Below are 13,268 nucleotides of genomic sequence, written 5' to 3' on the forward strand. Positions count from 1 at the left end.
GTCATCCCCCGAATCCCGGTGAGGCGGGCCCTACCCCGAGGTCTCCGCTCGTGCGCAGGCCGCGGGCGGCCACGCGCTCGTGGCCGAGCCCGAAGCGCGGCTCGGGGACGCGCTCGCCGTCCAGGATGTCGGCCACGTACGCGGCCAGGGCCGGGGCGTGCTTGAACCCGTGGCCCGAGTCGCCGCCGAGCAGCCACACGCCGGGCGCGTCCTCGGCGATGATCCACTCGGCGTCGGGGGTGAGCGCGTACTGGCAGACCTGGCTGAACAGCACCGGCGCGGCCGCCAGCGAGGGGAATCTGCGCCGCAGGTAGTCGCGGGCCTGCTCGACCGCGGACGGGTCCACCGCCCGGCTGCCCTCCTCCGGCTCGTACGGCTGCCCTTCGGCGTCGGAGGTGGCCTTCATGCCGACCCCGTCCACGTCGCCGTGCCCGTAGGCCGAGGAGCCGTAGTCCACCCAGGCGGGCGTCTCGGGGGACGACCACGCGGCGGGCGCGGCGAAGTGCACCGTGTCCTGCCTGGTCACCGTGACCGGCACGGAGAACAGGCCGGGCAGCCAGGCGCCGCACGCCCACACGACGCGGTCGGCCCGCCGCGCCTCGCCGTCCACCTCGACCGCGCTCAGCCCCGGCACGGGCGCCGCCCGTCCCCTGACCAGCCGGACGCCGGCCGCCTGGGCCAGCCGGGCGGTCACCTGCGTCGCCCGCCGCGCCCTGAGCACGCCCGCGTGCGGCTCGCGGAGCAGGAAGCTCAGGTCGTCGCCGCGGTAGTCGGGGAAGAAGCGCCGGCCGTCCGCCGGGTCGAGCACCTCAACCGGGATATCCAGATTTTTCAGTACTTGGGCGCTGGCGTGCTCCCACCCGTCCGGCCGGGCCGCGAACCACACCATGCCCGACTCCAGGAACAGCTCCTCGCCGGCCCGCTCACCCAGCCGCCGCCAGCCCTCCCGCGCCTCCCAGGCCAGCCGCGCGTACCAGTCGTCGGCGCCGTGCGCGCAGCGCAGGAGCCGCGTCTCCCCCGCGCTGGCCTGCCGGACGTGTCCGGGCTTGTGCTGTTCGACCAGGGTCACCTGCCAGCCGGTTTCGGCCAGCCGCAACGCCAGCGACGACCCCCATATACCGGCTCCGACCACAATGACCGATTTCATGGAACCACCGTGACCGCAGGAACCGCCCCGCGCAAGGGTTCAGACGATGATCAACCGGACCACGACGCCCGCGCAGTTGCCCGCCACGCAGACGCGCACCGGGACCTCGGAGATGCCGGCCGCCTGGGGCACCCCGCCCACGTGCCCGTCGGGGCCGATCGTCACGCCCGCGGGCAGCTTGGCGTGGTCGGTCACGCTGAAGGTCGGGATGACGCCCTGGGGGCCGCCGTTGATGCCGATCTCGCCGGCGAGCGGGACGCCGGCCCGGCCCGGGAAGGTCAGCTCGCGCGGCTCCCATGGAACGTTCCCGAGCACGACGAGGGTGATGAGCTGCTCGTCGCACGAGTGCCCGGCGCAGAGCCGGACCGGGGCGATGAACGTGCCCACGCGCGAGGGCGTGCCGGACAGCCGCCCGCCCGCGTCGACGCTGACCCCCACGGCGACGTAGCCGGGACGGAAGGTCACGCCCTTGGCGACCGGCAGCAGCCACTGGCTCACCGTGATGCCCTGGGTGAGGTAGAAGGTGTTCTCGACCAGCCGGTCGCTCTCCGCGCGCGGCGGCGGGTCGATCTGGGTCTCCCTCGCCATGTACGCGATCGGCGTGGTGAGCGACGGCACGGCCGGCGGCAGGGCGCAGAGAGCCAGCCCGGCGACCAGGAACAGCCACCTCTGCCGCATCTCCACCCCCCGACGCCTCTCGTCCCTACGTACCCCTTCACCGTGCTCTTTCACTGGTCAGCCGTCACTCCATAATCGAAGTCATGGCCGCCGAATCCGCCCAGACGCTCGAACGCGGGCTGCGCCTGCTGCGACTTCTCGCCGACGGGAAGGGCGGGCGCACCCCGACCGAGCTGAGCACCGAGCTGTCGCTGAGCCGGCCGGTGGTCTACCGGCTGCTGACGACGCTGCTGAACGAGGGGTTCGTCCGCCGCGACGCCGAAGGGCGGGTGCATCTCGGGTTCGGGGTGCTGGTGCTGGCCCAGGCCGTGCAGCCGTTGCTGCGGGCGGCGGCGGTGCCGACGCTGCGGCGGCTGGCCGAGCAGGTGGGCGCGACCGCGCACCTGACCGTGGCCGAGGGTGACGACGGGCTGGCGGTGGCGGTGGTGGAGCCGTCCTGGACCGATCTGCACGTGGCCTACCGGGAGGGGTCGCGCCATCCGCTGGCGAAAGGCGCGGCGGGCCGGGCGATCCTGGCTCTGCGCGAGGGGCGCGACGAATACCTCGTGACGGAGGGGCAGTTGCAGGTGGGGGCGCGGGGCATCGCCGCGCCCGTGACCGGGCTGCCGTGGCTGGAGGCTTCGGTGGGGGTGGTGACGTTCGGCCCGCTGGAGGAGGAGACGGGGCCGCGCGTGGTGGCGGCGGCCGCCGAGCTGGCCGCCGCGCTGGGTTGACATCTCCACACCGATGTCGGACGGTGGTCACACATAGAGGACACATGCGTCCGATAAGCGGACAACATGGAGGGCGGATGCCGTACTACCGCGTCGTTGGGGAAGTGCCACGCAAGCGGCACACGCAGTTCAGGCGGCCGGACGGCGGCCTCTACGCCGAGGAGCTGATGGGCGAGGAGGGCTTCTCGTCCGACTCCTCGCTGCTCTACCACCGCCACCTGCCCACCGCGATCATCAAGGCCGAGGCGGTCACGCCCGCGTCCGCGACGCGGCTGGAGCCCAACCTGCCGCTCTCCCCGCGCCATTTCCGCACGCAGGAGCTGTCCAGCGCCGGTGACCTGGTCGACGGCCGCATCCTGCTCGCCGGCAACGCCGACGTCCGGTTGTCGTACGCCACCAGCGACCGCCCCAGCGAGCTGTACCGCAACTCCATGGGCGACGAGTGCGTCTACGTGCAGCGCGGCTCGGTCCGCTTCGAGTCCACCTACGGCGTCATCGAGGCCGGCGAGGGCGACTACGTCGTCGTCCCGACCGGCACGATCCACCGCTGGGTGCCCGACGGGCAGGTCAACGTGCTGGCCATCGAGGCGTCCGGGCACATCAGGCCGCCCAAGCGCTACCTGTCGCAGTACGGGCAGTTCCTGGAGCACGCGCCGTACTGCGAACGCGACCTGCGCGCCCCCACGCAGACCCTGCTCGCCGAGGGCGAGGAGGTGCCCGTCCTGGTCCGCACGCGGGGCGGCCTGACCAGGCTCGTCTACCGCAACCACCCCTTCGACGTGGTCGGCTGGGACGGCTACCTCTACCCGTACGCCTTCAACATCGACGACTTCGAGCCGATCGTGAAGAAGACGCACGCGCCGCCGCCGGTGCACCAGACGTTCGAGGGGCCCGGGTTCGTGGTCTGCTCGTTCTGCCCGCGGCCGCTCGACTACCACCCCGAGGCCATCCCGATCCCGTACAACCACCACAACGTGGACTCCGACGAGTTCATGTTCTACGTGGGCGGCGACTACACCGCGCGCAAGGGCTCGGGCATCGACGTCGGCTCGGTCTCGCTGCACCCGGCCGGGTTCACGCACGGCCCGCAGCCCGGCGCGGTCGAGGCGGTGATCGACGCGGTCGCCCGCGGCGTCACCACCACGAGCGAGATGGCCGTGATGGTCGACACCTTCCGCCCGCTCGACCTCGGGCCGGGCGCGCTGTCCTGTGAGGATCCCGGCTACGCATGGACCTGGGCACGATGACTCTCTTCAGCGAACTGGTCGACGACGCGGGCCTGTTCCCGCCGACGTCGCTGCACATGGACGAGGCGCTGGCCCGCAACCAGCGCGACCTGGAGCACGGCAACGGCGTGCTCACCCACCGCTTCCTCTGCCCGGCCAGCCGGCTCGACCGGCTGCGCGGGCACGCCTACCGGCCGCGGCGCATCGGGCTGATCGTGGACACGCCCGAGCTCCCCGACTTCGGCGACCTGCCGGTGGACTTCGTCGAGATCCCGCTCGGGGCCGACGAGTCCGTCGCCGAGCTGGCCCGGCGCCTCGGCCTGCCGGCGCACGTGCGGCTGTTCGTCGAGGTCCCGCCGGACCGGAAGGTCGCCGGGGTGCCCGACGGGGTGGGGCTGAAGGTGCGCTGCGGCGGGCTCAAGGCCGAGGCGTTCCCGTCGGTGGAGCACCTCGCGGCGTTCGTCCGGGGCTGCGTCGAGGCCGACGTCCCGTTCAAGGCCACGGCCGGGCTGCACCACGCGGTGCGGCACTTCGACCCGAGCCTCGGCGTCGACCGACACGGCTTCCTCAACCTGCTGCTGTCGGTCTGCGAGGCTGTGGAGGGCCGCGACCCCGCGCCCGTGCTGCGCACCACCGACGTCGGCCATCTCGTGCGGCTGGCCGGTGCCGTGACCGAGGAGACCGCGAAGCGGGCGCGGCGGCTGCTGGTCAGCTACGGCTCCTGCAGCACCGGCACGCCCATCGAGGACCTGCAGACGCTAGGAGTGATTCAGTGAGCTGGGGAGTGGACAACCTGCCCTACGGCGTGTTCTCCCGTCAGGGCGAATCGCCCAGAGTGGGCGTCAGGTACGGCGACAAGGTGCTCGACCTGGCCGCCGCGCTGCACGACGAGGTGTTCGCCGCCCCCTCGCTCAACCCGTTCATGGCGAGGGGCCGCTCGGCCTGGCACGACACCAGGACCCTCATCCAGAACAAGCTGACCGGCGACTCCTCGGTCACCGAGAGCCACCTGATCCCGCTCGACCAGGTGCGGCTGCACATGCCGTTCGAGGTGGCCGACTACGTCGACTTCTACTGCTCGCTCGACCACGCGAGCAACATCGGCCGGATCTTCCGTCCCGACGCCGAGCCGCTGCTGCCCAACTGGCGTCACCTGCCCGTCGGCTACCACGGCAGGTCGGGCACCGTCGTCGTGTCCGGCACGCCGGTCCGGCGTCCGCACGGCCAGCTCAGGGCCGGGGTCTACGGGCCGTGCGCCAAGCTCGACATCGAGGCCGAGCTGGGGTTCGTGGTCGGCGTGCCGTCGGAGCTGGGCTCGCCGGCGGGGGCGTTCGAGGACCACGTGTTCGGGGTGACGCTGGTCAACGACTGGAGCGCGCGCGACATCCAGGCGTGGGAGTACGTGCCGCTCGGGCCGTTCCTGGGCAAGTCGTTCGCGACCTCGGTCTCGCCGTGGGTCACGCCGCTGGAGGCGCTGCCCCGGGTCCCGGGCCGCCCGCAGGACCCCGAGCCGCTCGACTATCTGCGCAGGCAGGGCGACTGGGGCCTGGACATCGCCGTCGAGGTGGTGCTCAACGGCGACGTGATCTCGCGCCCGCCGTACCCGAGCATGTACTGGACGCCCGACCAGATGCTCGCCCACATGACCGTGAACGGCGCCGCCCTGCGCACCGGAGACCTGTTCGCCAGCGGCACGATCTCCGGCCCGGAACGCGACCAGCGCGGCTCGCTCATCGAGCTGACCTGGAACGGCGCCGAACCGATCAAGCTGTCCGGCGGCGACACCCGCACCTTCCTCCAGGACGGCGACACGGTGACGATCCGGGCCACCGCGGGCGGCCTGACATTGGGCGAGGTGTCCGGAACCATCGGATAAGTAACTCAAGGTGCTTCGACCGTCACTCACCGCTAACCTGGGAAGTCCCCTTCCCTCGGAAAGCCCTCGGAGAGTGACGTGCGGCGTGCCGCGATCCTGTGTGTCGCCTTCCTCCTGGCCTGCTGCGGCTGCGGTCCCGTCGGCGACTCCCCGTCCGCGCCCGCGGTCGTGCACGTCTCCCCGGCCTTCGACGCCAAGCGGGCCCGTCCCGACAAGGGGCTGGTCATCACGGCGCGGGGCGGCCGGCTGACCCAGGTCCTGGTCTACGAGGGAGGCGAGCACGTCCCGGGCCGGCTCGACGCCTCGCACACCAGGTGGCGCTCCGACTGGACGCTCAAACCCGCGACCGAGTACACCGTCACCGCCACGGCCGCGGGCGAGAACGGCCCGTCCACGGTCTCCATGGGCCGCTTCCGCACCCGCGCCGCCGAGCACACGTTCGGGGTGGCCGCCACCGCGCCGCTGCCCGGCGAGACCGTCGGCGTGGGCATGCCGGTCGTCATCGACTTCGACACCCCGATCCAGGACAAGGCGGCCGTCGAGCGGTCGCTGGAGGTCACCACGAAGACCCCGGCCGAGGGCGCCTGGCGCTGGACCAGCGACACGCAGGTGGTCTACCGCACCCGCCGGTTCTGGGCCTCGGGGCAGCAGGTGATGGTCAGCGCCCACCTGGCCGGGGTGCGCCCGGCCCCCGGCGTCTACGGCACCCTCGACTCCACCTTCGCCTTCACCGTGGGCCGCAGGCAGACCAGCACGGTCGACGCCCGCACCCACCAGATGGTCGTGCGCCGCGACGGCCGGGTGGTGCAGCAGATGGCCATCAGCGCCGGCATGGCCACCACGCGGGAATACACCACCACCAGCGGCATGCACCTGACCATGGACAAGGGCAACCCGGTCCGGATGATCTCGCCTGGCCGAGCCAAGGGCGACCCCGGCTACTACGACCTGCTCATCGAGCACGCCGTGCGCATCTCCAACAGCGGCGAGTACGTGCACGCGAAGGACAACGTCTGGGCCCAGGGAAGGGAAAACGTCAGCCACGGCTGCATCAACGCCCGCCCCGACCAGGCGGCCTGGTTCTACGCCGGTTCGCTGCGCGGCGACCCGGTGCTGATCACGGGCACGGCCCGCCGGCTGGAATGGGACAACGGATGGGGCTTCTGGCAACTTCCGTGGGAGAAGTGGATCCTGGGAAGCGCCCTGACCGCCCCGGCGACCGGCCGGTGACGGGTGCCCTGCGGACGAATGGGGGATTACGGTGGTAAGGGGGAACCAGTCCTACACACAGGCCCGTTATAGGTTCAGGAGGGCCGGAGCATGGATGAATGGGTCATCTGGATAATCCTCGCAGTCGTCCTCGGTGTGGCCGAACTGTTCACTCTCACGGCGGCCCTCGGGCTCCTGGGCGTGGCCGCTCTCCTGACCGCCGTGACGGCCGCCGTCGGGCTGCCCGTCCCCTTGCAGATCCTCGTGTTCGCCCTGTCGTCCGCGGCGGGGATGGTGGTCATCCGGCCGCTCGCCGTCCGCCATCTTCAGCAGCCGCCGTTGCAGCGTTTCGGCGTGGAGGCGCTGGTCGGCAAGCCCGCGTACGTGGTCTCCGAGGTCACGGGCCGCGACGGGCGGGTCCGCATCGGGGGTGAGGAGTGGTCCGCACGCGCTTATGACGAGACCCTGGTGATCCCCACCGGGGCGACCGTCGACATCATCGAGATCGAGGGCGCCACGGCCCTCGTGTATCCACGGGAGTGACCACATGGACCCGTTGCTGATAGCCGGACTGCTGATCATCCTTTTCGCCGCGTTCACCGTGCTCAAGGCCGTGCGGATCGTGCCCCAGGCGCGGGCCCGCAACGTGGAGCGGCTCGGCCGCTACCACCGCACGCTCAAGCCGGGTCTCAACTTCGTCATCCCCTACGTCGACCGCGTCTATCCGATGATCGACCTGCGCGAGCAGGTGGTGACCTTCCGCCCGCAGCCGGTCATCACCGAGGACAACCTGGTCGTCGAGATCGACAACGTCCTGTACTTCCAGGTCACCGACCCGCGGGCGGCGGCGTACGAGATCGCCAACTACATCACGGCCATAGAGCAGCTCACCGTCACGACCATGCGTAACGTGATCGGCTCGATGGACCTGGAGAAGACGCTCACCTCGCGCGACACCATCAACAGCCAGCTGCGCGGCGTGCTCGACGAGGCCACCGGCAAGTGGGGCATCCGGGTCAACCGCGTCGAGGTCAAGGCCATCGACCCGCCCAAGACCATCAAGGACGCGATGGAGAAGCAGATGCGGGCCGAGCGCGACAAGCGGGCCGCGATCCTCAACGCCGAGGGCCAGCGCCAGTCGCAGATCCTCACGGCCGAGGGTGACAAGCAGAGCCGCATCCTGCGGGCCGAGGGCCAGCGCTCGGCCGCCATCCTGGAGGCCGAGGGCCAGTCGCGCGCCATCGACCAGGTCTTCCAGGCCGTCCACCGCAACGACCCCGACCCCAAGCTGCTGGCCTACCAGTACCTTCAGGTGCTGCCGCAGCTCGCCCAGGGCAGCGGCAACACGTTCTGGGTCATCCCGAGCGAGGTCACCTCGGCGTTGCAGGGCGTCTCGAAGGCGTTCACCGAGGCGCTGCCGAAGTCGGCCGCCACCCGCGAGGAGCAGCCCCGGCCGTCGGAGGAGCTGGACCGGGAGATCGCGGCGGCCTCGGAGGCGGCGGCCGAGGCGGTCGCCGACGCGCAGGAGGCCGAGAGCCCCAAGGGCCCCCGCCAGATCGCCCAGGCCGTCAACGAGCCGTCCCCGTTCCCCGACCTGGAGCGCGAGCGCGACCCCAAGGACACCGGCCGCTGACGTCCGCCGGGGCCGCGCGGGTTCTCCCGCCCGGCCCCGGCGGCGCTCAGCGCTGGCCGTTGTCGAAGTACGCGGCCAGCTCCGGGTCCAGCGGCGGCACGTCGTACGGCATGCCGCCGTCGCGCAGCGACATCGTGGCCATGTATCCGGCGGCGACGCTCATCCTGGCCGCCACGGGTGAGGTGTCGGTCGCCCCGCCCTCCGTGACGAACCGGCAGAACTCGGCCATGATCTGCGGGTCGGCCCCGCCGTGCGAGCCCTGCGCGGTCGGCACCCGGTAGGCGATGTCGCAGTCGTCCCGGTAGGAGGTGGGGCCGGTGTTCCACACCTTGACCGTGTCCCCCGGGCCGTCGCCGAAGTTCTCCAGCCGGCCCTCGGTCCCGATGACCGTGTAGTTGCGCACGTAGTCGGGGCTGAAGTGGCACTGCTGGTAGGCGGCGATGACGCCGTTGTCCAGGCGCATGTTCATGACCGACACGTCCTCGACGTCGATCACGTGGTGCAGGTCGCGCCGCTGCGTGGGCGGCCACTCGAACTCCCGCAGCCAGCCCTCCGGCCGGGGCGTCCCCGGCTCGCGGCGCGGCAGGTCGCCGTAGACCATCAGGTCGCCGAGGGCGTTCACGCGGGTGGTGTAGCCGCCGGCCAGCCAGTGGATCACGTCGAGGTCGTGCGCCGCCTTCTGCAGCAGCAGGCCCGTGGTGCGGGTGCGGTCGGCGTGCCAGTCCTTGAAGTAGTAGTCGCCGCCGTAGGACACGAAGTGGCGTACCCACACGGTCTTGGGCTCACCGATCACACCCTTGCGGATGATGTCCCGCATCAGGCGCACCACGCCCATGTGGCGCATGTTGTGCCCCACGTACAGGCGGCTGCCCGTCTCGCGGGCGGCCCGCAGGATGTTGTCGCAGCCCTCGACGGTGATGGCCATCGGCTTCTCCAGGTAGACGGCCTTGCCGGCCTGGAGGGCGTCGATGGCGATGCGCTCGTGCGTGTCGTCGGGGGTGTTGACGACGATCGCGTCGAGATCCGGCCGGTCGAGCAGCTCGCGGTACTCCCCGGTCAGGAACTCCGCCTCGAACCGCTCCGACTGCTTCTTGAGCACTGCCGGGTCGGAGTCGCACAGCGCCGCCACGACCGAGCCCTCGCCCGGCCGGTGGGCGGCCAGGGCGAGACTCGTCCGCAGGCCGAGCCCGATGACTCCGATGCGCAGGTCTTCCACAAGTGTCCTTTCAAACGGTAGAACGATCAGCCCTTGGCGATGGAGGCCTCGTACTCGGCCCGCATCGCCTCGCCGCCCCTGCCCAGCCACTTCTTGACGAAGGCCGGCCAGTCCGACATCGACTTACGCCCGGTGACGATGTCGTCGACCATGTCCTTGCCCATGGTGCTCAGCTCGCCGTTCTTCTGGGTGTAGGTGTCGGAGAAGTGGCCGGTGGTGACGCGCTCCTGAAGCATGGGAGCGATCTTGGTCTCGAAGTCGTGGATGAGCTTGGTGCGCTCGGGCTGGCCGGGCAGGAACAGCGCGGACGGCGACCCGATCACGAACGAGAGCGGCTGCTGCGTGGTCGGCACCTCGGCCTTGCCCTTGTCGGTGAAGGCGAGGTCGCCGTCCTTCTTGGTGAAGTGGGTGCCCTCGACGCCGAAGTTGACGCGCTCGTACTCCTCCGTGCCGAACGGGGCGGCCAGGTAGTTGAGCACGCCGAGCAGGGTCTCGATGCGCTTGGCGTCCACCTTCTTGCTGATCGAGGTGAAGCCCACCGAGCCGAGCCCGGCGTTGTAGACCGGCTTGGACGACGGCGTCGCCGCGAACGGCACGATCGCGCCCAGGTTGTACTTCTGGGTCTTGGCGTCGTTGAGGAAGCCGGGGAACGACTCGACGTACGCGCCGATCTGGCCGTTGGCGACCTTGTCCTTGATGGTGGGCAGGGCGGGGTCGGGCCAGAACAGGTTGGCCTTGAAGCACTTGACCGCCAGCTCCAGCGCCGCCTGGTACTCGGGCGTCTCGAACTGGTGGATCAGCTTGCCGCCGGTCAGCTTCCAGGTGTTGGGGGCGCCGTACCAGTGGCTGAACATGTGCACGTGGTTGTAGTAGCTCGGTTCGAGCGGGTACTTGTTCTTCTTCACGTCGAGCAGCTGCTTGGCCTTGGCCAGGAAGTCGTCGGCGCCGGTGAACTCGGTGCCGCCGACCGGCTGCCAGTAGTCCTGGTTGACCAGGAACACCTGGCCGAAGCGGCTGTAGGCGACCGCCACGCCGTACAGCTTCCCGTCGGTGACCGCGGACTTCCAGGTCACGTCGCCCAGGTTGGCCAGGTTCGGGTACTTCTTGATCGCGTCGCCGCTCAGGTACGACGTCAGGTCGTGGAACTTGGCCGCCAGCAGCTCGGGCACCCGCTGCAGGCCCTGGTTCGGCGGGAACCAGACCAGGTCGGGCAGGTCGTCGCTGGCGATGATGGCGTTGAACTTGTCGGGGTAGCCGTCGCCCACGACGATGTTCATGCTCCACTCGGAGCCCAGGGCCTTGCTCAGCTCCTGCAGGTAGGTGTTCTGGCCGGGGGCGGGCGGCGCGACGTCCCACGTCTGGGTGAGCGAGGTGATCTTCTGGCCGTCGCCCGGGGCGGTGGCGACCGACTTGACCAGCTCGCTCGGGTACTTCAGGTACGCGGGGTCCTGGCCGGCGTCGATCGGCAGGTCGGGCGTGGGGATCTTGGCGGCGGTGTACGTCGGCAGCGTCAGCTTCTTGGACAGATCCGCGCCGCCCTTCTTCACGCCTGCGGGGCCGCTCTCGCCGCCGCAGGCCGCGAGCCCGGCGACCGTGGCGCCGGCGAGCGCGAGTCCGAGGAATCCACGACGGGACATGATGGATGACATGGTTGCTCCCGGGTTCTCAGCCCTTGATGGCGCCGGTGAGGACGCCCTTGGTGAAGTACTTCTGGAGGAAGGGGTAGGCGAGCAGGATCGGCACGAGCGCGATGATGAGCACCGCCATCTGCACCGACGAGGCGGGCAGGTCACGCACGATCGCGACGTCTGAGCCCGTGGCCGAGGTGCCGCGGAAGATGAACTGCCGCAGCACGACCTGGATGGGATGCTTGGTCTGGTCGTTGATGTAGAGGATCGCGGTGAAGAACGTGTTCCAGTACGAGACCGCGTAGAACAGGCCGACGACGGCGATCACCGCCTTGGACAGCGGGATCGCGATCCGCCACATCATCCGGAACTCGCCGCACCCGTCCATGCGGGCCGCCTCGAACAGCTCCTCGGGCAGGTTCTGGAAGAACGACCTGACCACGACCACGTTGAACGCGTTGACCAGCACCGGCACGATGAGCGACTGGTAGGTGTCGATCATGCCGAGTTCCTTGACCATGAGGTAGCTCGGGATCATGCCCGGCGTGAACAGGAACGTGGCCAGCACCATGAGCAGGATCGGCTTGCCGCCGAGCATGCCGCGCCGCGACAGCGCGTAGCCGAGGAAGACCGTGCAGATCAGGCTGAGCGCGGTGCCGGTGAGCGTGATGCCGATGCTGATCAGCACCGACCGGGTGACCGCGCCGCCGGACAGGATCAGCGAGTACGCCTCGAAGGTCGGGTGCGAGGGCCAGAGCACGTAGCTGCCGCCGTTGGCGATGCTCTCGGCGCGGCCCATCAGGCTCGTGCCGACGGCCAGCCCGAACGGGTACAGCACGGCCACGGTGATCGCGGTCAGCACGACGAACTTGAGCGTGCGCCCGGCGATGGTCGGGCGTTCCATCCACGGCGGCCTCATCGATAGATCCCCTGCTCTCCGAAGCGGTGCGCGAGCTTGTTGGCCGCGTAGATGAGCGCCGCGCCGATGAGGCCCTTCATGAGGCCGGCGGCGGTGCTCATGCCCCAGTCGCCGTCACGGATGCCGTGGTAGTAGACGTAGGTGTCGATGACCTCGGCCGCTCCGGCGCCCACGGCCTCCCGTTGCAGGACCATCTGCTCGAAGCCGACGGACAGGATGTCGCCCAGGCGCAGGATGAGCATCATGAGGATGACCGAGCGGATGCCGGGCAGCGTGACGTGCCACAGGCGGCGCTTCCAGTCGGCGCCGTCGATGGCGGCGGCCTCGTACTGGCTCATGTCGATCGCGGTGATCGCGGCCAGGAAGATGATCGTGCCCCAGCCGCAGTCCTTCCAGATGACCTGGGCCGTCACGAGCAGCTTGAACGTGTCCGCGTTCGACATCAGGTTGCCGATGGTGACGCCGTGCGAGTTCAGGAACGAGCTGACCGTGCCGGCGCCGCCGATGACCTGCTGGAACATCGCCACCACGACCACCCACGACAGGAAGTGCGGCAGGTAGACGACGGTCTGGATGAACCGCTTGACGCGGTGGCCGATCAGGGAGTTCAGCAGGAGCGCGAGCGCGATCGGGGCCGGGAAGTACAGGACGAGCTGGAGCGCCGTGATCTGCAGGGTGTTGCCGACCGCGCTCCAGAACTCCGGCTCCTCCAGCAGCATCACGAAGTTGTCCAGGCCAACCCAGGGGCTGCCCGCGATGCCGAGGAACGGCGCGTAGTCCTTGAAGGCGATGACGTTGCCGAGCAGCGGCACGTAGAAGAAGGCCACGAAGTACAGGACGCCGGGCAGGCACAGGGCCAGCAGCGTCCAGTCGCGCTTCAGCCGCTCAAGCAGGGTGACAGCGGCCACACGCTCACCTCCAGTCGGGTCGGGATGGCTGGAGGCTAGTACCGATTTATGCAAATAACTAGGTTAAAGCGATCAGTTCTGAGCATGCCTGCTGGATCGATGTCGCACAGCGACA

Annotated in this window: 13 protein-coding genes; 7 read left to right on the forward strand and 6 right to left on the reverse strand. The window is 70.0% G+C overall.

The window, feature by feature from the left end:
- Position 1: 1 nt before the first annotated feature.
- Complete coding sequence (locus ACIBK9_RS26085; protein ID WP_397161649.1) at positions 2 to 1,147, reverse strand: NAD(P)/FAD-dependent oxidoreductase; 1,146 nt, start codon at positions 1,145 to 1,147, stop codon at positions 2 to 4.
- Positions 1,148 to 1,186: 39 nt separating this feature from the next.
- Positions 1,187 to 1,825, reverse strand: a complete 639-nt coding sequence (locus ACIBK9_RS26090) for a hypothetical protein (protein ID WP_397161650.1) — start codon at positions 1,823 to 1,825, stop codon at positions 1,187 to 1,189.
- Positions 1,826 to 1,908: 83 nt separating this feature from the next.
- Between ACIBK9_RS26090 and ACIBK9_RS26095 the strand changes: the two genes are divergently transcribed.
- The 7 genes from ACIBK9_RS26095 (at position 1,909) to ACIBK9_RS26125 (ending at position 8,482) form a co-directional block, all read left to right on the forward strand.
- Complete coding sequence (locus ACIBK9_RS26095; protein WP_352361631.1) at positions 1,909 to 2,538, forward strand: helix-turn-helix domain-containing protein; 630 nt, start codon at positions 1,909 to 1,911, stop codon at positions 2,536 to 2,538.
- Positions 2,539 to 2,615: 77 nt separating this feature from the next.
- Positions 2,616 to 3,785, forward strand: coding sequence for a homogentisate 1,2-dioxygenase domain-containing protein (locus ACIBK9_RS26100; RefSeq protein ID WP_358298814.1), 1,170 nt, complete (start codon positions 2,616 to 2,618; stop codon positions 3,783 to 3,785).
- The gene (locus ACIBK9_RS26105) at positions 3,782 to 4,540 is read left to right on the forward strand and encodes a hypothetical protein (RefSeq protein WP_397161651.1); all 759 of its coding nucleotides are present in this window, start codon (positions 3,782 to 3,784) and stop codon (positions 4,538 to 4,540) included. Before ACIBK9_RS26100 ends, ACIBK9_RS26105 begins: the two co-directional genes overlap by 4 nt.
- Positions 4,537 to 5,640: a fumarylacetoacetase gene (gene fahA, locus ACIBK9_RS26110; protein WP_397161652.1), complete on the forward strand. Its 1,104-nt coding sequence runs from the start codon at positions 4,537 to 4,539 to the stop codon at positions 5,638 to 5,640. The genes ACIBK9_RS26105 and fahA overlap by 4 nt, the downstream gene beginning before the upstream one ends.
- Before the next feature lie 78 nt (positions 5,641 to 5,718).
- The gene (locus tag ACIBK9_RS26115) at positions 5,719 to 6,870 is read left to right on the forward strand and encodes an Ig-like domain-containing protein (RefSeq protein WP_397161653.1); all 1,152 of its coding nucleotides are present in this window, start codon (positions 5,719 to 5,721) and stop codon (positions 6,868 to 6,870) included.
- Positions 6,871 to 6,960: 90 nt separating this feature from the next.
- A complete protein-coding gene (locus tag ACIBK9_RS26120) occupies positions 6,961 to 7,392 on the forward strand; it encodes an NfeD family protein (protein WP_352324976.1) in 432 nt (143 codons plus the stop codon).
- Positions 7,393 to 7,396: 4 nt separating this feature from the next.
- Positions 7,397 to 8,482, forward strand: coding sequence for an SPFH domain-containing protein (locus tag ACIBK9_RS26125; RefSeq protein WP_352361641.1), 1,086 nt, complete (start codon positions 7,397 to 7,399; stop codon positions 8,480 to 8,482).
- A 46-nt stretch (positions 8,483 to 8,528) separates the two neighbouring features.
- Here ACIBK9_RS26125 and ACIBK9_RS26130 read toward each other — a convergent pair whose 3' ends face one another.
- From ACIBK9_RS26130 to ACIBK9_RS26145, 4 genes are read right to left on the reverse strand one after another with little or no spacing between them, the layout of a single operon-like run.
- Positions 8,529 to 9,698, reverse strand: coding sequence for a Gfo/Idh/MocA family protein (locus ACIBK9_RS26130; RefSeq protein ID WP_397161654.1), 1,170 nt, complete (start codon positions 9,696 to 9,698; stop codon positions 8,529 to 8,531).
- Positions 9,699 to 9,724: 26 nt separating this feature from the next.
- Positions 9,725 to 11,347: a hypothetical protein gene (locus ACIBK9_RS26135; RefSeq protein ID WP_358298802.1), complete on the reverse strand. Its 1,623-nt coding sequence runs from the start codon at positions 11,345 to 11,347 to the stop codon at positions 9,725 to 9,727.
- Positions 11,348 to 11,363: 16 nt separating this feature from the next.
- Complete coding sequence (locus ACIBK9_RS26140; protein ID WP_352325035.1) at positions 11,364 to 12,230, reverse strand: carbohydrate ABC transporter permease; 867 nt, start codon at positions 12,228 to 12,230, stop codon at positions 11,364 to 11,366.
- 11 nt (positions 12,231 to 12,241) lie between these two features.
- Complete coding sequence (locus ACIBK9_RS26145) at positions 12,242 to 13,153, reverse strand: ABC transporter permease subunit (protein ID WP_352325034.1); 912 nt, start codon at positions 13,151 to 13,153, stop codon at positions 12,242 to 12,244.
- Between the last annotated feature and the right edge of the window lie 115 nt (positions 13,154 to 13,268).

It is taken from the genome of Nonomuraea sp. NPDC050227, from assembly GCF_044459705.1.
In the GTDB taxonomy this organism is placed as follows: domain Bacteria; phylum Actinomycetota; class Actinomycetes; order Streptosporangiales; family Streptosporangiaceae; genus Nonomuraea.

Coding starts and splice junctions, on each gene's coding strand:
- ACIBK9_RS26125 (WP_352361641.1), top strand. CDS start 7,397: ATGGACCCGTTGCTGATAGCCGGACTGCTGATCATCCTTTTCGCCGCG.
- ACIBK9_RS26100 (WP_358298814.1), top strand. CDS start 2,616: ATGCCGTACTACCGCGTCGTTGGGGAAGTGCCACGCAAGCGGCACACG.
- ACIBK9_RS26120 (WP_352324976.1), top strand. CDS start 6,961: ATGGATGAATGGGTCATCTGGATAATCCTCGCAGTCGTCCTCGGTGTG.
- ACIBK9_RS26135 (WP_358298802.1), bottom strand. CDS start 11,347: ATGTCATCCATCATGTCCCGTCGTGGATTCCTCGGACTCGCGCTCGCC.
- ACIBK9_RS26085 (WP_397161649.1), bottom strand. CDS start 1,147: ATGAAATCGGTCATTGTGGTCGGAGCCGGTATATGGGGGTCGTCGCTG.
- ACIBK9_RS26140 (WP_352325035.1), bottom strand. CDS start 12,230: ATGGAACGCCCGACCATCGCCGGGCGCACGCTCAAGTTCGTCGTGCTG.
- ACIBK9_RS26105 (WP_397161651.1), top strand. CDS start 3,782: ATGACTCTCTTCAGCGAACTGGTCGACGACGCGGGCCTGTTCCCGCCG.
- ACIBK9_RS26095 (WP_352361631.1), top strand. CDS start 1,909: ATGGCCGCCGAATCCGCCCAGACGCTCGAACGCGGGCTGCGCCTGCTG.
- ACIBK9_RS26090 (WP_397161650.1), bottom strand. CDS start 1,825: ATGCGGCAGAGGTGGCTGTTCCTGGTCGCCGGGCTGGCTCTCTGCGCC.